Origin of the sequence: Pseudomonas sp. NPDC087614, assembly GCF_044743485.1 — a bacterium.
GTDB lineage: Bacteria > Pseudomonadota > Gammaproteobacteria > Pseudomonadales > Pseudomonadaceae > Aquipseudomonas > Aquipseudomonas baetica_A.
Genome location: NZ_JBIUWN010000008.1, coordinates 21709 through 42387 on the forward strand (window position 1 = coordinate 21709; position 20679 = coordinate 42387).

Annotated in this window: 16 protein-coding genes; 6 read left to right on the top strand and 10 right to left on the bottom strand. The window is 60.0% G+C overall.

Annotated features, from left to right (window positions below; genetic code table 11):
- Positions 1-3130 (bottom strand): phosphoribosylformylglycinamidine synthase (purL, locus tag ACIOWA_RS04950; RefSeq protein WP_401158529.1); only part of this gene is annotated, 3130 nt, incomplete at its 3' end.
- Positions 3131-3415: 285 nt separating this feature from the next.
- Between purL and mltF the strand changes: the two genes are divergently transcribed.
- On the top strand, positions 3416-4876 hold the full coding sequence (gene mltF / locus ACIOWA_RS04955; RefSeq protein WP_339432104.1) for a membrane-bound lytic murein transglycosylase MltF: 1461 nt from the start codon (positions 3416-3418) through the stop codon (positions 4874-4876).
- Positions 4877-4942: 66 nt separating this feature from the next.
- Here the strand turns inward: mltF and pdxJ are convergent, their stop codons facing one another.
- From pdxJ to lptF, 8 genes are all read right to left on the bottom strand, one after another.
- Positions 4943-5686, bottom strand: a complete 744-nt coding sequence (pdxJ, locus tag ACIOWA_RS04960) for a pyridoxine 5'-phosphate synthase (protein WP_129389552.1) — start codon at positions 5684-5686, stop codon at positions 4943-4945.
- Between the two features lie 46 nt (positions 5687-5732).
- Positions 5733-6422 carry a DNA repair protein RecO gene (recO, locus tag ACIOWA_RS04965; RefSeq protein WP_339432103.1) on the bottom strand — a complete coding sequence of 230 codons (690 nt, stop codon included), beginning with the start codon at positions 6420-6422 and terminating at the stop codon, positions 5733-5735.
- A gap of 170 nt (positions 6423-6592) precedes the next feature.
- On the bottom strand, positions 6593-7495 hold the full coding sequence (era, locus tag ACIOWA_RS04970; RefSeq protein ID WP_221729912.1) for a GTPase Era: 903 nt from the start codon (positions 7493-7495) through the stop codon (positions 6593-6595).
- Positions 7488-8177 carry a ribonuclease III gene (gene rnc / locus ACIOWA_RS04975; RefSeq protein WP_221729913.1) on the bottom strand — a complete coding sequence of 230 codons (690 nt, stop codon included), beginning with the start codon at positions 8175-8177 and terminating at the stop codon, positions 7488-7490. Before rnc ends, era begins: the two co-directional genes overlap by 8 nt.
- 169 nt (positions 8178-8346) lie before the next feature.
- Positions 8347-9201, bottom strand: a complete 855-nt coding sequence (gene lepB, locus ACIOWA_RS04980; protein ID WP_401158532.1) for a signal peptidase I — start codon at positions 9199-9201, stop codon at positions 8347-8349.
- Between the two features lie 9 nt (positions 9202-9210).
- Entirely contained in the window at positions 9211-11007 is a 1797-nt protein-coding gene (gene lepA, locus ACIOWA_RS04985; protein ID WP_339432101.1) for a translation elongation factor 4, read from the bottom strand.
- A gap of 172 nt (positions 11008-11179) precedes the next feature.
- Positions 11180-12241: an LPS export ABC transporter permease LptG gene (gene lptG, locus ACIOWA_RS04990; RefSeq protein ID WP_339432100.1), complete on the bottom strand. Its 1062-nt coding sequence runs from the start codon at positions 12239-12241 to the stop codon at positions 11180-11182.
- Positions 12234-13355, bottom strand: coding sequence for an LPS export ABC transporter permease LptF (gene lptF / locus ACIOWA_RS04995; RefSeq protein ID WP_221729917.1), 1122 nt, complete (start codon positions 13353-13355; stop codon positions 12234-12236). Before lptF ends, lptG begins: the two co-directional genes overlap by 8 nt.
- 308 nt (positions 13356-13663) lie before the next feature.
- Between lptF and ACIOWA_RS05000 the strand changes: the two genes are divergently transcribed.
- The 5 genes from ACIOWA_RS05000 to rlmF all read left to right on the top strand — a co-directional run bounded on the left by ACIOWA_RS05000 (position 13664) and on the right by rlmF (position 20262).
- On the top strand, positions 13664-15154 hold the full coding sequence (locus ACIOWA_RS05000; protein ID WP_401158536.1) for a leucyl aminopeptidase: 1491 nt from the start codon (positions 13664-13666) through the stop codon (positions 15152-15154).
- Between the two features lie 60 nt (positions 15155-15214).
- Complete coding sequence (locus ACIOWA_RS05005) at positions 15215-15643, top strand: DNA polymerase III subunit chi (RefSeq protein ID WP_221729919.1); 429 nt, start codon at positions 15215-15217, stop codon at positions 15641-15643.
- Between the two features lie 8 nt (positions 15644-15651).
- Positions 15652-16047 carry a DNA polymerase III subunit chi gene (locus tag ACIOWA_RS05010; RefSeq protein WP_401158538.1) on the top strand — a complete coding sequence of 132 codons (396 nt, stop codon included), beginning with the start codon at positions 15652-15654 and terminating at the stop codon, positions 16045-16047.
- A 201-nt stretch (positions 16048-16248) separates the two neighbouring features.
- Positions 16249-19095 (top strand): valine--tRNA ligase, encoded by a 2847-nt coding sequence (locus tag ACIOWA_RS05015; protein ID WP_401158540.1) that lies wholly within the window; start codon positions 16249-16251, stop codon positions 19093-19095.
- Positions 19096-19242: 147 nt separating this feature from the next.
- On the top strand, positions 19243-20262 hold the full coding sequence (rlmF, locus tag ACIOWA_RS05020) for a 23S rRNA (adenine(1618)-N(6))-methyltransferase RlmF (protein WP_339432096.1): 1020 nt from the start codon (positions 19243-19245) through the stop codon (positions 20260-20262).
- A gap of 186 nt (positions 20263-20448) precedes the next feature.
- Here the strand turns inward: rlmF and ACIOWA_RS05025 are convergent.
- Positions 20449-20679, bottom strand: a 231-nt coding sequence (locus ACIOWA_RS05025; protein ID WP_401158543.1) for an HU family DNA-binding protein, incomplete at its 5' end; no start/stop codon positions are given.

Consider the following 20679-nt stretch of genomic DNA (forward strand, 5'->3'; position numbering starts at 1 on the left):
GTGGGCGAATGCCTTTTTTGATGTAGGGCGCGGCGATGTCCTGGTTGACGTCGTAGCTCAGCTTGACGCTCAGGCCCGGGTTGTCTTCTTCCAGCAGCACGTCGAACTCTTGTTCGGCGCAGTCGGCGTTGTCACGCAGACGCTGGACCTGGTAGCTGGTCTCGGCCCACTGACGTTGCAGCAGACGACGCTGGCCTTCGAACACGGTGTCACCGTTGAAGGTGATGTTGATCTGGCCATTGTTGATCGGCTGACCGATCACCGAAACACAGTCGCCCAGACCGGCCGCGCTGAACTGCGCGAGGATGTCTGGCGTGGCGTCCTGACGAACCTGAATCACGGCACCCAGTTCTTCGTTGAACAGGATGGCGGCGATTTCAGCGGCGCTTTCGGCAACGCTGTCCAGGTTAAGACTCAGACCGCAGTGGCCAGCGAAGGCCATTTCCACCACGCAAGTCAGCAGACCACCGTCGGAACGGTCGTGGTAAGCCAGCAAGTGACCGTCAGCGTTAAGGCCCTGGATCACGGCGAAGAAGGCTTTCAGGTCTTCGGCGTCGTCGACGTCCGGCGCGTGCTTGCCGAGCTTGCCGTGTACTTGCGCAAGGATCGAAGCACCCATGCGATTCTGCCCGCGACCGAGGTCGATCAGGATCAGGTCGGTGGTGCCCTTGTCCATGCGCAGTTCCGGGGTCAGGGTCTGACGGATGTCAGCCACTGGCGCGAAACCGGTCACGATCAGCGACATCGGCGAGGTCACGGTTTTTTCTTCGCCGTTGTCGTTCCAACGGGTGGCCATGGACATCGAGTCCTTGCCCACCGGAATGGTAATGCCCAGCTCAGGGCACAGTTCCATACCGACCGCTTTCACGGTGTCGTACAGACGTGCGTCTTCACCCGGGTGACCGGCAGCGGACATCCAGTTCGCCGACAGTTTGATGTCGGAGAGCTTGTTGATGCGCGAAGCGGCAATGTTGGTCAGGGTTTCGCCGATGGCCATGCGGCCCGACGCCGGAGCGTCCAGCAGCGCCAGCGGAGTCCGCTCGCCCATCGCCATGGCTTCACCGGTGTAGACGTCGAAACTGGTGGCGGTAACGGCCACGTCGGCAACCGGAACCTGCCATGGGCCAACCATCTGGTCACGGGCCACGAGGCCGGTGATGGTGCGGTCACCGATGGTGATCAGGAAGCTCTTGCTCGCGACAGCCGGGTGATGCAGAACGCGTTCGATGGACTCGGTGATGTCGAGGTTCGACGGATCGAAGTCATCGCCCAGTTCGGCCTCGCGAACCACCGAACGGTGCATGCGCGGCGCCTTGCCCAGCAACACTTCCAGTGGCATGTCCACCGGGTTGTTGCCGAAGTGGCTATCGGTGACAGTAAGCTGCGGCTCGGCGGTGGCTTCACCGACTACGGCAAACGGGCAGCGCTCACGCTCGCAGATCGCCTGGAAGCGCTCGAAGTCTTGCGGGCCGACGGCCAGCACGTAGCGTTCCTGGGATTCGTTACTCCAGATTTCGTGCGGGGCCATGCCCGGCTCGTCGTTTGGAATGTTGCGCAGTTCGAAACGGCCACCGCGGTCGCCGTCGTTGACCAGCTCCGGGAAGGCGTTGGACAGACCGCCCGCCCCCACGTCGTGGATGAAGCTGATCGGGTTCTTGTCGCCCAGTTGCCAGCAACGGTCGATGACTTCCTGGCAGCGACGCTCCATCTCAGGGTTTTCACGCTGAACGGAAGCGAAGTCCAGATCCGCCGAGCTTGTGCCCGTGGCCATAGAGGAAGCCGCACCGCCACCCAGACCGATCAGCATCGCTGGGCCGCCGAGTACGATCAGTTTGGAACCGACGACGATCTCGCCTTTCTTGACGTGTTCTTCGCGGATGTTGCCCATGCCGCCAGCGAGCATGATCGGCTTGTGGTAACCGCGAACTTCGTCACCGTGCGGGGTGGTGATCGATTGTTCAAAGGTACGGAAATAACCGGTCAGGGCCGGACGACCGAATTCGTTGTTGAACGCGGCGCCGCCGAGCGGGCCTTCGATCATGATGTCCAGCGCGGTGACGATGCGCTCAGGCTTGCCGTACGGCACTTCCCACGGCTGTTCGAAGCCCGGGATTTGCAGGTTCGATACGGTGAAACCGGTCAGGCCAGCCTTAGGCTTGGCGCCACGACCGGTTGCACCTTCGTCACGGATCTCGCCACCGGAACCGGTGGATGCGCCCGGGAACGGGGCAATCGCGGTCGGGTGGTTGTGGGTTTCAACCTTCATCAGGATGTGCACCGGCTCCTGAACCGCGCCGTACTGACGGGTTTCAGGGTTCGGGAAGAAGCGGCCGGCCACGTTGCCGACGATCACCGAGGCGTTGTCCTTATAAGCCGACAGAACGCCTTCGCTGTGCATCACATAGGTGTTCTTGATCATGCCGAACAGGCTTTTTTCCTGGCTCTGGCCGTCAATGTCCCAACTGGCGTTGAAGATCTTGTGGCGGCAGTGCTCGGAGTTGGCCTGGGCAAACATCATCAGTTCGATGTCGTGCGGGTTGCGCTGCAAACCGTTGAAGGCGTCGACCAGATAGTCGATCTCGTCTTCGGCCAGGGCCAGGCCCAGCTCGGTATTGGCCTTTTCCAGCGCGGCGCGACCGCCACCGAGAATGTCGATGGCGGTCAGCGGTTTCGGTTCGGCGTGGCTGAACAGGCCGGCGGCCTGCTCCAGATTGGCCAGAACGATCTGGGTCATGCGGTCATGCAGGACATCGGCAATCTGCTGGGCTTGGGCGTCGCTGAACTGACCGGCCACGTAGAACGCGATGCCGCGCTCCAGGCGCTGGATCTTGCTCAGACCGCAGTTGCGAGCGATGTCGCTGGCCTTGCTCGACCATGGCGAGATGGTGCCAAAACGCGGCAACACCAGGAACAGACGGCCGGTCGGCTCTTGAACCGGAACGCTTGGACCGTACTTCAGAAGGCGCGCAAGCACCTGCTGTTCGTCGCCGGTCAGGACGCCGGTGACTTCGGCGTATTGAGCGAATTCAGCATACAAGCCACTGACAGCCGGAACCTTCTGGCTCAGTTGCTCAAGGAGTTTGCTGTGGCGAAAGGCAGAAAGGGCAGGAGCGCCGCGCAGGATCAACATCTTCGGGACAGCCTCGGGAAGGGGTGTGCTTTGAGGCCGTGCATTCTAGCCTAAACCGCCCTCAACATCACCCGAAACGCTACGCACGGTTGCACCCGGACGTCGATCTGTGTTTCTGATTCGCAAGTCAAATTTACCCAGCCTGCGACAATGGCTTATTTTTGCTGTAACAAAATGCCCGGAAGGCCCGTTTATGAGGGGTTTCGTTCGGTTTTGTGATCGCTAGCAGACAAGCCCTGCACTGTCGAGATATGGCGTCCGCGGTCCTTTGCGTATACTGCGCAAATGTTTTTCCCAAAGGCTTTGCGTCCGCGGTACGCCAAATGGCTGATCGCAACCGGACTCTTCCTGTTGCTCGGTGGCTGTGTTGATAAACCCAACACACTCGAGCGCGTAAAGGAGGATGGTGTGCTGCGGGTGATTACCCGGAACAGCCCCGCCACCTACTTTCAGGATCGCAGCGGTGAAACCGGCTTCGAATACGAGCTGGTGAAGCGCTTTGCCGAAGATTTGGGTGTCGAGCTTAAAATCGAGACCGCCGACAACCTCGACGACCTCTTCGACCAGATCGGCAAACCGAACGGCCCGGTCCTGGCTGCCGCCGGGCTGGTCAGCAGTGAACAGCGCAAGAAACAGGTGAGGTTTTCCCACCCCTACCTCGAAGTCACCCCGCAGATCATCTATCGCAACGGCCAGTCACGGCCCACCGACGCCGGTGACCTGGTGGGCAAGAAGATCATGGTGCTCAAGGGCAGCACCCACGCCGAACAACTGGCCGAACTGAAACAGAAATACCCCGCCATCGAATACGAAGAGTCCGACGCGGTTGAAGTGGTCGACCTGCTGCGCATGGTTGATGAAGGCCAGATCGACCTGACCCTGGTCGACTCCAACGAAGTGGCAATGAACCAGGTGTACTTCACCAACATCCGCGTGGCCTTCGACCTCGGCGATGCGCGCAGCCAGAGTTGGGCCGTCGCACCGGGCGAAGACAACAGCCTGCTCAACGAGATCAACAGCTATCTGGACAAGGTGCAGAAGAACGGCACCCTGCAACGCCTCAAAGACCGCTACTACGGGCATGTCGACGTCCTCGGTTACATGGGTGCCACCACGTTCGCCCAGCACTTGCAGCAACGCTTGCCCAAATACGAACAGCACTTCAAGACCTACGCCAAAAAAGAGAAAGTCGACTGGCGCCTGCTCGCGGCCATCGGTTATCAGGAATCACTGTGGCAACCGACGGTCACCTCCAAAACCGGCGTGCGCGGGCTGATGATGCTGACCCAGAACACCGCTCAGGCCATGGGGGTGTCCAACCGACTCGATCCGAAGCAGAGCATCATGGGCGGCGCGAAGTACCTGGCTAACATGAAGGATCAGCTCGACGATTCGATTCAGGAGCCGGATCGCACCTGGTTTGCCCTGGCGGCGTACAACGTCGGCAGCGGCCACCTGGACGACGCCCGCAAACTGGCCTCCAAAGAAGGCCTGAACCCGAACAAGTGGCTGGATGTGAAGAAAATGCTGCCGCGCCTCGCGCAGAAGCAGTGGTACAGCAAGACCCGCTATGGCTACGCCCGGGGCGGCGAACCGGTGCATTTTGTCGCGAACATTCGTCGCTACTACGACATCCTCACTTGGGTGACCCAGCCGCAGCTTGAAGGTGATCAGGTGGCTGAAGGCAACCTTCATGTGCCGGGGATCGACAAGTCCAAGCCAACTCAAGAGCCAGCCCCGCTCTAGCCCAGATACCTTCAATCAAATGTGGGAGCCAGCCTGCTGGCTCCCACATTGGTTTTGCGATGAGGCTTAAGCTTTTGCAGCCGCCAGAATCAGCGCTTTCATTTCAGAGACGGCAGACTTGAACCCAACGAACAACGCATGCGCCACCAGCGCATGGCCGATGTTCAGTTCGTTGATGCCCTTGATCGCGGCCACGGCCTCAACGTTGTGGTAATGCAGACCATGACCGGCATTGACGATCAACCCCTGAGCCAGACCAAACGCCACACCGTCCGCCACTCGTTTCAGTTCTTCGGCGACTTCGGTCGGGGTTTCGGCATCGGCATAACGCCCGGTGTGCAGCTCAATGGCCGGCGCACCGACGCGCTTGGAGGCCGCAATCTGACGCTCGTCGGCATCGATGAACAGCGACACCTCGCTGCCGATCTTCGACAGACGCTCAACCGCCGCTTTGATGCGTTCTTCCTGCCCTGCCACATCCAGACCGCCTTCGGTGGTCAGCTCCTGACGGGTTTCCGGGACCAGGCAGATGTGCGCAGGACGGATACGTTCGGCAAACGCCATCATTTCTTCGGTGACGCCCATTTCGAAGTTCATGCGGGTTTGCAGCACGTCCTTGAGCAACAGTACGTCGCGCTCCTGAATGTGCCGACGGTCTTCGCGCAGATGCACCGTGATGCCATCGGCGCCCGCCTCTTCCGCGTCCAGCGCAGCCTTGACCGGATCCGGGTAGCGCGTGCCACGGGCCTGACGCAGGGTGGCGACGTGGTCGATGTTCACGCCAAGAAGAATGCGATTGCTGGTGGTCACGGATGCGCTCCTGAATGGAAAGATTCGGCGCACAGCATACACGGGGCTAGGGCTTGCGAAACAGCTCGCGACTGACCAGAGGGCGACCGCCGAGGTGAACGGCCAAGGCCTGACGCATCAAACGCTTGGCGGCGGAGAGTGCGCCGGGAGCCGACCAGTCGGCTTCGGCCATGGCGAGTAATTCAACGCCGTTGAACAGGCCGGGTTGCAGCAAGTAAACGCGCTCAAGGCCGGCGTCCACTTGCAGACGGTAGAGACCATCGGGCGCAACAGGCTCGCCGTGAATATCGGTATTCATGGAAAAGCCGTAACCGAGGTCATCGAGCAGACGCCATTCGAAAGAGCGCAACAACGGTTCCAGCGGCCGGCCTTCGGCCAGAGCCAGCAGGGTTGCTGCGTAGTGATCGAACACCGCCGGGTGCGGATCTTCGGCAGGCAGCAGGCGGATCAAGAGCTCGTTGAGGTAAAGACCGCTGAACAGCGCCTCGCCATTGAGCCAGGCGCAGGTGCCGGCACTTTCCATGCGCCCGACATTCTTCAACTCGCCCTTGCCGCGAAACTCGACTTCCAGCGCCACGAACGGCCGCGCCAACGTCCCGGCCTTGCCCCGCGCACTGCGCAGCACCGCTCGCAGCCGACCTTGCGGCGTGAGGAAATCCACCAACGCGCTGGTTTCGCGGTAGGCGCGCGAATGCAGGACGTAGGCGGGTTGGGCAGGAGGTGGAGTTTGCGACATGGAGTTCTCGATGAAGAAACGCGTTTTTTACTCACAACCCAAAACTACTGTGGGAGCGGGCTTGCTCGCGAAAGCGGTGAATCAGTCGAAGTGTATGTCGACTGACACTGCGCATTCGCGAGCAAGCCCGCTCCCACAGGGGGGTTCTCTGGAGTATCAGAAAACCGGTATTACAGGTCGCCGTAACCCAGCGAACGCAGCGCACGCTCGTCGTCGGACCAGCCGCCCTTCACCTTGACCCACAGGTTGAGCATGATCTTGGAGTCGAACAGCAACTCCATGTCCTTGCGCGCTTCGGTGCCGATGCGCTTGATGCGCTCGCCCTTGTCGCCAATGATGATCTTCTTCTGGCCGTCACGTTCGACGAGGATCAGCGCATGGATGTGCAGGGTCTTGCCCTGCTGCTTGAACTCTTCGATTTCGACGGTGATCTGGTATGGCAGCTCAGCGCCCATCTGGCGCATGATTTTCTCGCGCACCAGTTCGGCGGCGAGGAAACGGCTGCTGCGGTCGGTGATCTGGTCTTCGGGAAAGAAGTGATCGTTTTCCGGCAGGTGATCGGCAATCACCTTTTCCAGCGCGTCGAGGTTATGCCCGTGCTGCGCCGAAATCGGGATGATCTGCGCGTTCGGCAGCTGTTCCTGCAACCAACTCAGGTGCGGCATCAGCTCGGCTTTGTCTTCGATACGGTCGGTCTTGTTCAGTGCGACGATCAGCGGGCCGGTCACGTATTGCACACGCTCCAGCACCATCTGGTCTTCTTCGGTCCACTTGGTGCGATCGACCACGAAGATCACCACGTCAACGTCTTTCAACGCCGCCGAAGCGGTCTTGTTCATGTAACGGTTCAGCGCCTTTTCGCCACCCTTGTGCATGCCGGGGGTGTCGACGTAGATGGCCTGCACGCCACCCTCGGTCTTGATCCCGAGCATGTTGTGACGAGTGGTTTGTGGCTTGCGCGAGGTGATCGCCAGCTTCTGACCAAGAATGTGGTTCAGCAGCGTGGACTTGCCCACGTTGGGACGGCCGACGATGGCAACGTAGCCACAGCGAGTTGCATTTGTATCAGTCATTGCCATTCTCCACGCCCAGGGCAATCAGTGCTGCGGCGGCCGCTACCTGTTCGGCAATACGACGGCTCACACCCTGACCTCGGCTTTTTTCATTCAGTAAGACAACTTCGCACTCGACGAAGAAGGTTCGACAGTGCGGCTCGCCCTGGATATCCACCACCTCGTAACGAGGCAGGTCGCAACCGCGTGATTGCAGGAATTCCTGCAGGCGGGTCTTCGGATCCTTGTTGGTGTCGACCAGGGTCAGACCTTCGAACTCACCCGCCAGCCAGGCCAGTACGCGCTCGCGAGCCATGTCCATGCCGGCGTCGAGGTAAATCGCACCGATCAAGGCTTCGAGGGCATCGGCCAGAATCGATTCGCGACGGAAACCGCCACTTTTCAACTCGCCGGACCCCAGACGCAGATAATCCCCCAGGTCGAAACCGCGAGCCAGCACGGCCAGCGTCTCACCTTTCACCAAGCGTGCGCGCAAACGCGACAACTGGCCTTCACGGGCGAGCGGGAAACGATCGAACAGCGCCTCGCCCGCCACGAAGTTGAGGATGGCATCACCGAGGAATTCCAGGCGTTCGTTGTTACGCCCGGCGAAACTGCGGTGCGTGAGGGCCAGGAGCATCAGCTCCTGATCCTTGAAGGTGTAACCGAGCTGACGCTCGAGACGGCTTAATGAGGCGCTCACGGTTTACCCACGCTGAGATCAAAGCTGGATTCCACCGCCATCGCCGGGGTACGGCGCAGGTCTGGGACAATTAACGCTGTGTTCAAAAATTACATCCTGACTATTACGAAGCCGATTGTGTCGACTCCAGAAATGCATTCGGCGCTGTGGTCAACAGCGCCGTGTGTGATTACTTGATCAGGCCTACCCGCGAGAAATTCGGCAGGTGGCTGAGTTTCGGTTCCGGCCAGCTCATCCAGACTGCAAAGGCCTTGCCGACGATATTCTGGTCGGGAACCATGCCCAACATGTCCTTGGGAATGTTGGGATCATCCCAGTAGCGACTGTCGTTCGAGTTGTCGCGGTTGTCGCCCATCATGAAGTAGTGCCCGGCCGGCACGGTCCACGAATGATCCGGGGTCGCGCGGTAGCGGCTCATTTCCTTGCGGATCAAGTGCTCGGCGGCGCCGAGTTTTTCCTGGTAGAGCTCAGCGCTGCCCAGGGTGCCCGGCTCGGAGCCAACCAACTGCTCGGCAATCGATTCGCCGTTGACGAACAGACGCTTGTCAGCGGTGTAACGCACGGTGTCGCCCGGCAGGCCGACTACACGCTTGATGTAGTTGACGCTCGGGTCGCTTGGGTAGCGAAACACCATCACATCGCCCCGCTGCGGATCACCGACTTCGATGATTTTCTTGTCGATCACCGGCAGGCGGATCCCGTAAGAAAACTTGTTCACCAGAATGAAGTCACCGACATCCAGGGTCGGTTTCATCGAACCGGACGGGATCTGGAACGGCTCCACCAGGAACGAACGCAGCACCAGCACGATGAACAACACCGGGAAGAACGACTTGCCGTATTCCACCAGCAGCGGCTCTTTGTTCAGTTTTTCGACCACCACCACATCGGGCTCGCTGACACTGCCTTGATAAGAGGCAATGGCAGCGCGTCGACGCGGCGCGAGGATCAACAGATCAAGCAACGCCAACAGGCCGCAGACGAACACGGCGATGACCAGCAACAGCGGGAAATTTAGTGACATAGGACCTGACTATTCCAACCTGAGCACGGCAAGGAAGGCTTCTTGTGGAATTTCCACGTTGCCGACCTGCTTCATGCGTTTCTTACCGGCCTTTTGCTTCTCGAGCAGTTTCTTCTTACGGCTGACGTCACCACCGTAGCATTTGGCCAATACGTTCTTTCTGAGCGCCTTGACGGTTGTCCGTGCAACGATCTGACCGCCAATGGCGGCCTGGATGGCCACGTCGAACATCTGTCGCGGAATCAGTTCTTTCATCTTCTCGGTCAACTGGCGACCTTTGTAGTGCGAGTTGTCACGGTGCACGATCAACGCCAGAGCATCGACCTTGTCGCCGTTGATCAGCACGTCCAGTTTCACCAGATTAGCCGATTGGTAACGATCGAAATGGTAGTCCAGCGAAGCATAGCCGCGGCTGGTGGATTTGAGACGGTCGAAGAAGTCCAGGACCACTTCGTTCATCGGCAGGTCATAAGTGACTTGCACCTGATTACCGAGGAACAGCATGTCGACCTGTACACCGCGTTTCTCGATGCACAGGGTGATGACGTTGCCCAGGTGTTCTTGCGGAACCAGGATGTTGGCACGCACGATCGGCTCGCGCATGTCTTCGATGGCCGAGACATCCGGCAGCTTGGAGGGGTTGTCGACGTAAATCGTTTCACCGGTTTTGAGCACCAGTTCGAAGATTACCGTCGGCGCCGTGGTGATCAGGTCCAGGTTGTACTCGCGCTCCAGGCGCTCCTGGATGATCTCCATGTGCAGCATGCCGAGGAAGCCGCAACGGAAGCCGAAGCCCAGTGCGTCGGAGCTTTCCGGGGTGTATTGCAGCGACGAGTCGTTGAGGGTCAGCTTCTGCAGCGCTTCGCGGAAATCTTCGAAATCGTCGGAGCTGACCGGGAACAGACCGGCGTAAACCTGTGGCTGGATGCGTTTGAAGCCCGGCAGTACCGGAACATCCGGGGTGGAGCTGAGGGTCAGGGTGTCACCGACCGGGGCACCGTGGATGTCCTTGATGCTGGCGATGATGAAGCCCACTTCGCCGGCCTTCAGGTCAACCGTGGCGGTGTGTTTCGGATTGAACACGCCGACGCTGTCGACCAGGTGGATCTTGCCAGTGGATTTCACCAGAATCTTGTCGCCCTTCTTCACACGGCCGTGGCGCACGCGAACCAGGGAGACAACGCCCAGATAGTTGTCGAACCAGGAATCGATGATCAACGCCTGCAGCGGATCTTCGATGTTGCCGGTCGGCGCAGGAATGGTGTGCACCAGACGCTCGAGCACTTCGTCGACACCCAGACCGGTCTTGGCGCTGCAGGTGACGGCGTCGGCGGCGTCGATGCCGATGATCTTCTCGATCTCGTCCTTGACGCGTTCCGGTTCGGCCTGCGGCAGGTCGATCTTGTTCAGGACCGGCATGACCTCAAGGCCCTGCTCGATCGCGGTGTAGCAGTTGGCCACGGACTGGGCTTCAACACCTTGACCGGCATCGACCACCAGCAAGGCACCTTCACACGCCGCAAGGGAACGGCTGACTTCATAGGTGAAGTCGACGTGGCCAGGGGTGTCAATGAAGTTCAGCTGGTAGGTGACGCCATCTTTGGCTTTGTAATAGAGGGTAACGCTGTGGGCCTTGATGGTGATCCCGCGTTCACGCTCCAGATCCATGGAATCCAGTACCTGGGCTTCCATTTCACGCTCGGCCAGGCCGCCGCACATCTGGATAAAGCGATCGGCCAGCGTCGACTTGCCATGGTCAATGTGGGCGATGATGGAGAAATTGCGGATATGACTCAAATCACTCACGGATCAACACTCAAAAAGGCTGCAGGCTTGGCCCGCCGAAAAATAGCCGGGAATTGTACCTGATACACGGCGCAAGCGTCACGTTCACCTGTCACCCGGATTGCATACAAAAACGCCCCGATCGGTTGATCGAGGCGTTTTCAGGGTTAAACGGCGGATGAAAGCTTGTTCATCAACCCGCTCGTCGCAGCAGCCAGACACCGGCCAGCGCACAGACTCCGGCCGGCACCAGCACCGCAAACAGCGGTGAGAAACCGAACACCAGGCTCGATGGGCCGAGCAAATCCTGAACGATGCGGAAGGTGAAGCCGACCAGCACGCCAGTGAAGACACGCTGCCCCAGGGTCACCGAACGCAGCGGGCCGAAGATGAAGGAAATGGCCATCAATACCAGTGCGGCGGTGACCAATGGCTGCAACACCTTGACCCAAAATGCCAGCCAGTAACGGCCGTTGCTCAGGCCCTGCTCCGCCAGATAGTGGATGTAACCCCACAGGCCGGTGATTGACAGCGATTCCGGAGCCATGACCACTGTGCTCAGCAATTGCGGGCTCAGGGACACATCCCAACGCTCAGTGGGCGTGTTTACAACCTCGGTGCTGCGGTCATGGAAAACGGTGGTTGCTACGTCGGTGAGCTCCCAGTGATCTTTATCGAACTCGGCCTTTTTGGCGAAGCTCGAACTCAGAAGATGGCGCTCTTTGTCAAAGCGATAGCGCGTCACGCCATACAACAGGCCATTGGGTTGAACGGCGTTGATGTGAATGAACTCTTCACCCTGGCGGTGCCACATACCGTGCTTGGCGCTTTGCGCGTCGCCACTGCCCTGAGCCAGCGAGCGGTTGGCCTGGGCCATGCTTTCGGTGGCAGGGGCTATGTACTCACCGATCAGCACGCCGGCCAGCATCAGCACCAGCATCGGCTTCATCACCGCCCAGACGATCCGGCCGATGGACACGCCGGCGGCGCGCATCACGGTCAGCTCACTGCTGCTGGCCAGACTGCCGAGGCCGATCAGGCAACCAATCAACGCTGCCATCGGCAGCATTTCATAGAGCCGGCGTGGCGCGGTCAGCAAAACGAACCCCAGGACATCAACCAGGGTGTAGGTATCGCTGACGTCGCCCATCTCATCGATAAAGGCGAACAGGGTCGCCAGACCGAGAATGATTGCCAGCACGGCGATGATCGCCATGAAGACGCTGCTGCCGATATAGCGGTCGAGTTTAACCACGAGCCACCTCCAGTGCAGCGGCGCGACGGCTGGCCATCTTCAGGCGCAACGGCTCCCAGTACAGCAGGCCGATACCGATGAACAGGAAGATCGCATGCACCCACCACAAGCCGAGGGCGGGTGGAATCTTGCCTTTTTCAAGGGCGCCGCGGGCGGCAATCAGGATGGTCAGGTAAGCCATATAAAGAAGAATCGCCGGCAGCAACTTGAGGAAACGCCCTTGACGCGGGTTGACTCGCGATAGCGGCACCGCCATCAGGGTCACGATAAACACCAGCAACGGCAGGGACAGACGCCATTGCAGTTCGGTTTTGGAGCGGATGTCGTCATTGCCCAGCAAGGTCGATGTCGGCATCGCATCGCGGTCAGTGACTTCTTCGCTGACGTCCGGCTTGGGCAGCAAAACACCATAGGTTTCGTAATGGATGGCGCGGTAATCGGCCAGCCCTGGGCTGCCGTCATAACGATAGCCGTCTTCGAGAATCAGATAGCGATTGCCGTCAGGACGAACTTCCTGACGGCCCTTCTCGGCCACCAGTACGGAAATCCCGCGATCCTTCTGATCGGCGCCGAGGTTCTTCTGCGAGATAAACACGCTGCCCAGATTGACGCGGTCATCGCTCAGCGTTTCGGTGTAGGTCACGCGGGTGCCGTCACGCAGCGCCTGGAAGCGACCTGGCTCGAGCGTATCGAATTCGGTGAGCGCGTCCTGCTTGTTGAGCAGCAACTGGAACTGGTTGGCACCTTGCGGGGCCAGGCCCAGGCTCAGCCATGCCACGACCAGTGCAACCAGGGTGGCCGGAAACAGCGTGATGCGAAACAGCTTCTGCTGGCTCATGCCGGTGGCCGAGAGCACGGTCATTTCGCTTTCGAGGTACAGGCGACCGTAGGCCAGCAGGATCCCGAGGAACAGGCCCAGCGGCAGAATCAGTTGCATGAACCCCGGCAGACGATAGCCCATGATCAGGAACAGAGAACCCGGATCGAGCTGGCCGGCAGCGGCCTGAGCGAGGTATTTGATGAAGCGACCGCTCATGATGATGACCAGCAGCACAGCACTCACAGCGCTGAGGGTCAACAGGACTTCGCGGGACAGATAACGGAAGACGATCAAACCAGACACTCCAGGGTTGTCAGGCTAAGGCGGCCAAACAAGCAAACACATCAACCGGCCCGCAAGGCAGAGCCGTCGAAAAAAGATGCGGCATTATCCTGTGATTGAGGGCGCCTGTCACTGCGCACACTCATCCGCGCGTGCAATCGGTTGAAGATCGTACAACCGAGGGTTGTCAGGCGCGGTGAGCGAGGTTCAAACTGCGGCCCTTGTCGCAGGCCTTGGCCTGCGCCTCTTCTATCTATAAGCAGGCGACTGCGAACACCGTCGAACGCCTGTGTGTTGATCATTCATTCAGGGATCCGGACATGGAACTGGTTGTAAAAAGCGTTAGCCCAGAAACGTTGAAAACCGCCACCCTGGTGGTTGCCGTCGGTGAAGGCCGCAAGCTCGGCGTCGCCGCCAAGCAGCTCGATGAACTGAGCGGCGGCGCGATCAGCGCGGTACTCAAGCGTGGCGATCTGGCCGGCAAAGTCGGCCAAAGCCTGCTGCTGCACAGCCTGCCGAACCTCAAAGCCGAGCGCGTGCTGCTGGTCGGTGTGGGCAAGGATGAAGAACTGGGCGACCGCCCGCTGCGCAAAATCGTTGCCGGCATCCTCAACACGCTGAAGGGCCTGGGCGGCAGTGATGCCGTACTGGCGCTGGATGAAATCATTGTCAAAAACCGCGACAGCTACGGCAAAACCCGTCTGCTGGCAGAAACCCTGCTGGACGGCGAATACACCTTCGACCAGTTCAAGAGCCAGAAAGCCGAACCCCGCGCCCTGAAGAAAATCACCCTGCTGACCATCAAGGCTGCCCAGGCCGAAGTGCAGCGCGCCGTGACTCACGCGACAGCGATCGCGAACGGCATGGCCTTTACCCGTAATCTGGGCAACCTGCCGCCGAACATCTGCCACCCGACGTTCCTCGGCGAGCAAGCCAAGGATCTGGGCAAAGCGTTCAAGGATCTGAAAGTCGAAGTCCTCGACGAGAAGAAGATCAAGGCGCTGGGCATGGGTTCGTTCTACGCCGTCGGCCAGGGCAGCGCCCAACCGCCGCGCCTGATCGTCATGCAATACAACGGCGGCAAGAAATCCGAGAAGCCATACGCACTGGTCGGCAAAGGCATCACCTTCGACACCGGCGGTATCAGCCTGAAGCCGGGCGCCGGCATGGACGAAATGAAGTACGACATGGGCGGTGCTGCCAGCGTCTTCGGCACCCTGCGTGCCGTGCTCGAGTTGAAACTGCCGATCAACCTGGTGTGCATCCTCGCCTGCGCCGAAAACATGCCGAGCGGCAATGCCTCGCGTCCGGGCGACATCGTCACCACCATGAGCGGCCAGACCGTGGAAATCCTCAACACCGACGCCGAAGGCCGTCTGGTGCTGTGCGACGCCCTGACCTACTCCGAGCGCTTCAAGCCGCAAGCGGTGATCGACATCGCCACCCTGACCGGCGCCTGCGTCGTTGCGCTGGGTGCACACACTTCCGGCCTGCTGGGCAACAACGACGAACTGATCGAGCAACTGCTCAGCGCCGGCAAAGCTGCCGACGACCGTGCCTGGCAACTGCCGCTGTTCGATGAGTATCAAGAGCAACTGGACAGCCCGTTCGCCGACATCGCCAACATTGGTGGCCCAAAGGCCGGCACCATCACGGCAGCTTGCTTCCTGTCGCGATTCACCAAGAACCTCAACTGGGCGCACCTGGACATCGCCGGCACCGCGTGGACCAGCGGCGGCAAGGACAAGGGCGCCACCGGCCGCCCGGTGCCACTGCTGACCCAGTACCTGCTCGATCGCGCCAAAGCCTGAAACCGCTGACGGGCGGCGGCGTCACTTTCAGGTGACGCCGTTTGCCGCTCTGGAACCGCAATGACCAAAGTCGACTTTTATATCCTGCCCAGCGCCGATCCTTCGGCTCGTCTGGACTTTGCCTGCAAGCTCACTGAAAAAGCCTGGCGCATGGGCCACCGCATCTACCTGCATTGCAGCGATGCCGCTCAGCGTGACGATCTAGATGCTCGCTTGTGGGCGTTCAAGGGCGAAACCTTCGTGCCCCACGGCCCGGCCGACAGCGAACCTGACGGTTTGATCGTGCTGGGACTGGGCGCTGACTGCGGCGAGCATCAGGACCTGCTGGTCAATCTCGACCTGAAAGTCCCGACTTTCGCCAGCAAATTCGCCCGGGTGGCGGAAGTGGTGGTGGAGGACCCAACCATACGGGCGGCTGCGCGGGAGAGTTTCCGTTTCTACCGCGAACAGGGCTATCCTCTGCAAGATCACCGTTTACAGCGACTCTGAGCATTGCGATGGACACTCCAAAACCGCAGCAAAAGTCCGCACACCTGCTGGACGATCTTGAATCGATCCGCCAGTTGCTCGGCGATGACAACCTGCAGCCACCGCTGCTGACCGACACGGTCGACGACGGTGAACAGGAACAGATTCCGATGTTGTTCGACTCAGCCGGCACCGAGCCGCCAGCCGTCGAACCGCCACCGGCTCCCTCTGCGACACCTGCCGCGCAACCTTCGGCGCCCCTCGACAAAGGCCCGGATGCCCTGCTGCACCTGGACAGCGAACTGCGCGCCGCCGCACAGTTGATCATGCAAGACGTGATCGACGACTTCGCTCCCCACATCGAAACCGAGATCAAACGTCGCCTCGATGCGCGAATGGAACGGCTTTTGAGCCAATACGAATAACCACAAATCCCCTGTGGGAGCGGGCTTGCTCGCGAATGCGGTGTATCGGCCGGTGATGAGGGCGCCTGACACACCGCATTCGCGAGCAACCCCCCTGTCACATTTGAAACGCACACCACCCTCCCCCGCTCGCCCTCGGCCCCATGCCCCGCTATACTTCCCGGCTTTTCCTGAATAAATGCCAATAGGGTCCCGCCGCGCATGGATAAGACCTACCAGCCGCACGCCATTGAAACTTCCTGGTACAACACCTGGGAGTCCGAGAACTATTTAGCACAGCTAGTCTCGGTCGATTACTACTCCATGATGATCCCGCCGCCGAACGTCACCGGCAGCCTGCACATGGGGCACGGTTTCAACAACGCGATCATGGACGCCCTGATCCGTTTCCGCCGCATGCAGGGTCGCAACACCCTGTGGCAGCCGGGCACCGACCACGCCGGTATCGCCACGCAGATGCTGGTGGAGCGTCAACTGGAAGCCGCCGGCCAGAACCGTCATGACCTGGGCCGTGAAAAATTCCTCGAGAAAGTCTGGGAGTGGAAGGATCAGTCCGGTGGCAACATCAGCCGTCAGATCCGCCGCCTCGGCTCATCCGTGGACTGGAGCCGCGAGCGCTTCACCATGGACGACGGTCTCTCGGAAGCGGTCAAAGAAGCCTTTGTGCGCCTGCACGAGGACGGCCTGATCTACCGCGGCAAGCGTCTGGTCAACTGGGACACCAAGCTGCACACGGCGATTTCCGACCTCGAAGTGGAAAACCACGACGAGAAAGGCTTCCTGTGGAACCTCAAGTACCCGCTGGCCGACGGCGCGAAAACCGCTGAAGGCAACGATTTCCTGATCGTCGCGACCACCCGTCCGGAAACCATGCTCGGCGACTCCGCCGTCGCGGTTAACCCGAACGATGAGCGCTACAAAGCCCTGATCGGCCAGTTTGTCGAGCTGCCACTGGTTGGCCGCCGCATCCCGATCATCGCCGACGATTACTGCGATCCTGAATTCGGCACCGGTTGCGTGAAAATCACCCCGGCCCACGATTTCAACGACTACGAAGTCGGCAAGCGCCACAACCTGCCGCTGCTGAACATCTTCGACAAGAACGCCGCCGTACTGCCGGCCTGTCAGGTGTTCAACCTCGACGGCACGCTGAACGAAAGCATCGACGGCAAGATCCCGGCTGAATACGTCGGTCTCGACCGTTTCGAAGCGCGCAAACAAATCGTTGCTGCGTTCGACGCCGCCGGCCTGCTGGTCAGCGTTGACGACCACAACCTGAAAGTGCCCAAAGGCGACCGTTCGGGCACCGTGATCGAGCCGTGGCTGACCGACCAATGGTACGTTTCCACCAAGCCTTTGGCCGAGCCTGCGATTGCTGCCGTTGAAGACGGTCGCATCCAGTTCGTGCCGAAACAGTACGAAAACATGTACTTCTCCTGGATGCGCGACATCCAGGACTGGTGCATCAGCCGTCAGCTGTGGTGGGGCCACCGCATTCCAGCCTGGTACGACGAATCGGGCAAGGTCTACGTCGGCCGCGACGAAGCCGAAGTGCGCGCCAAGCACAACCTTGGCCCGGACGTGGCGCTGCAACAGGACAACGACGTGCTCGACACCTGGTTCAGTTCCGGTCTGTGGACGTTCTCCACGCTGGGCTGGCCTGAGCAGACCGAATTCCTGAAGAAATTCCACTCCACCGACGTACTGGTGACGGGCTTCGACATCATTTTCTTCTGGGTGGCCCGGATGATCATGATGACCATGCACTTGATGAAGAACGAGGACGGCACGCCGCAAGTGCCGTTCAAGACCGTTTATGTGCACGGTCTGGTGCGTGATGGCCAGGGCCAGAAGATGTCCAAGTCCAAGGGCAACGTCCTTGACCCGCTGGACATCATCGATGGCATCGACCTGGAAACGCTGGTGCACAAACGCACCTCGGGCCTGATGCAGCCAAAACTGGCGAAGAAGATCGAGAAGCAGACCCGCGACGAGTTCGCCGACGGCATCGCCAGCTATGGCACCGACGCACTGCGCTTCACCTTCTGCTCGCTGGCCTCGACCGGTCGCGACATCAAGTTCGACATGGGCCGCGTCGAAGGCTATCGCAACTTCTGCAACAAGATCTGGAACGCCGCGCGTTATGTTCTGGACAAGGGCGAAGACTGCGGCCAGAACGGCGAGGCCTACGAGCTGTCGCTGGCGGATCGCTGGATCATCTCGCAACTGCAACGCACCGAAGCCGAAGTCACCCGTCAACTGGATCAGTTCCGTTTCGACCTCGCCGCGCAAGCGCTGTACGAGTTCATCTGGAACCAGTACTGCGACTGGTATCTGGAATTGTCCAAGCCTGTGCTGTGGGACGAAAACGCTCCGGTTGAACGTCAGCGCGGCACCCGTCGCACGCTGGTGCGCGTACTGGAAGTGGCGCTGCGTCTGGCGCACCCGTTCATGCCGTTCATCACTGAAGAAATCTGGCAGCGCATCGCGCCGCTGGCCGGTATTCAGGGCAAGACGATCATGCTGCAACCTTGGCCAGTGGCCAATGAAGAGCGCATCGATCCGGCTGCCGAGAGCGACATCGAGTGGCTCAAGGAGCTGATGCTCGGCACGCGTAACATCCGTGGCGAAATGAACATCGGCCCGGGCAAGCCACTGCCGATCTACCTGAAGAACGTCAGCGCCGAAGACCAGCGCCGTTTGACCGAGAACGAAGCGCTGCTCAAGAAGCTCGCGCGTCTGGAATCGATCACCGTTCTGGCCGCTGGCGAAGAAGCACCGCTGTCCGCCACCGCGCTGGTCGGCGAGATGGAAGTGCTGGTGCCAATGGCCGGACTGATCGACAAGGCTGCTGAACTGGCGCGTCTGGACAAGGAAATCCTGCGCCTGCAGGGCGAAGTCCAGCGGGTTGGCGGCAAGCTGTCCAACGCAGGTTTCGTCGACAAGGCCCCGGCCGAAGTCATCGACAAGGAACGCGCCAAACTGGCTGAAGCGGAACAGGCTTTGGGCAAGTTGGCTGAGCAACGCGCGCGGATTGCCAGTTTGTAACGGCACATCGCAATGAAAAAGGGAGGCCACATTGGCCTCCCTTTTTTATTTCTGCAGCACGATACCCCTCCCACAGTTTGAACGGTGTTGTCTTTAGATGTGGGACAATAGCCGCCACTTTCAGCCATACCCGAATCGACCACACCCATGAACGCCCCCCGCCCCCCGAAACCTGCGCGCAAGAAGCCTGAATCCGCGACCCCGGCCAAAGCCGTTGAGCCGCGTGAAAAGGCCAGCCTGCACCCGCGCAATCGCCATCAGGGTCGTTACGACTTCCCGGCACTGATCAAAACCACGCCGGAACTGGCGAAGTTCGTGATCATCAACCCGTACGGCAAGGAAAGCATCGACTTCGCCAATCCCGATGCAGTGCGCGTGTTCAACCGGGCGCTGCTCAAGTCGTTCTACGGCATTGAGCATTGGGACATTCCGGCGGACTACCTCTGCCCCCCGGTGCCGGGCCGTGCCGATTACGTGCACTTCCTCGCTGACCTGCTGGCCAGCATGAACGACGGCAAGGTGCCACGCGGTGCGATCGTCAACGTGCTGGACATCGGCATGGGCGCCAACTGCGTTTATCCGCTGATCGGCAACAGCGAATACCGCTGGCACTTCCTCGGTTCTGAAATCGATCCGACCGCCGTGGCGGCTGCCAAGGCTATCGTCCAGTCCAACGACCTGAACAAGGTCATCAAGCTGCGCCAGCAGGAGAACCGCAAGCACATCCTGATTGGTCTGCTGGAGCCGGGTGAGCGCTTTGACCTGACCATGTGCAACCCGCCGTTCCATGCCTCGATGGATGAAGCGACCAAGGGCAGCGAGCGCAAATGGCGTGCGCTGGGCCGCGCTGATCCGAAACGCAAATTGCCGGTGCTGAACTTCGGCGGCCAGTCGGCGGAGTTGTGGTGTGAGGGCGGCGAAGCACGCTTCGTGACGCAACTGATCGCCGAGAGCGCGAACTTCCAGCACAAAGTGCTGTGGTTCAGCACCCTTGTTTCGAAAGCCTCGAACCTGCCCGCCATAGAGACAGCGCTGAAAAAGGCCGGCGCGCTGGAAAGCCAGGTGGTGGAAATGTCCCAAGGGCAGAAACAGAGCCGCTTCGTCGCGTGGACCTTCCAGACCAAATCCGAGCAGCAGATCTGGCGCCGCGAGCGCTGGACGCGCTAACACTGCTCAACTTGTGGGAGCGGGCTTGCTCGCGAATGCGGTGGATCAGTCAATAAACATGTCGACTGACACTGCCCTTTCGCGAGCAAGCCCGTTCCCACATTTGATTTATGGTGTCAGTAAAAAACGGACACAAAAAAACCGTGCCCGGATTGCTCCGGTGCACGGTTTTTTTATCGCTGCGTCTTACTTGTTCACAGCGTCGGTCAGGCCTTTGGCCACAACCAGCTTGATCACTTTCTTGGCAGGGATTTCGATGGCAGCGCCAGTCGAAGGGTTACGGCCAGTGCGGGCAGGACGCTCGGTCACTTTCAGCTTGCCAATACCTGGCAAGGTGATTTCGCCGCCGTTTTCCAGCTGATCAGCAACGATTTGGCCCAGTTGGTCCAGAGCGTTACGCGCGGTGGACCAACTGGG

Bases quoted from the DNA above. Each gene is read 5' to 3' on its own strand.
- mltF (WP_339432104.1), top strand. From the start codon at position 3,416: ATGTTTTTCCCAAAGGCTTTGCGTCCGCGGTACGCCAAATGGCTGATC.
- recO (WP_339432103.1), bottom strand. From the start codon at position 6,422: ATGTCGCAAACTCCACCTCCTGCCCAACCCGCCTACGTCCTGCATTCG.
- era (WP_221729912.1), bottom strand. From the start codon at position 7,495: ATGACTGATACAAATGCAACTCGCTGTGGCTACGTTGCCATCGTCGGC.
- lepB (WP_401158532.1), bottom strand. From the start codon at position 9,201: ATGTCACTAAATTTCCCGCTGTTGCTGGTCATCGCCGTGTTCGTCTGC.
- ACIOWA_RS05000 (WP_401158536.1), top strand. From the start codon at position 13,664: ATGGAACTGGTTGTAAAAAGCGTTAGCCCAGAAACGTTGAAAACCGCC.
- ACIOWA_RS05005 (WP_221729919.1), top strand. From the start codon at position 15,215: ATGACCAAAGTCGACTTTTATATCCTGCCCAGCGCCGATCCTTCGGCT.
- ACIOWA_RS05010 (WP_401158538.1), top strand. From the start codon at position 15,652: ATGGACACTCCAAAACCGCAGCAAAAGTCCGCACACCTGCTGGACGAT.
- ACIOWA_RS05015 (WP_401158540.1), top strand. From the start codon at position 16,249: ATGGATAAGACCTACCAGCCGCACGCCATTGAAACTTCCTGGTACAAC.
- rlmF (WP_339432096.1), top strand. From the start codon at position 19,243: ATGAACGCCCCCCGCCCCCCGAAACCTGCGCGCAAGAAGCCTGAATCC.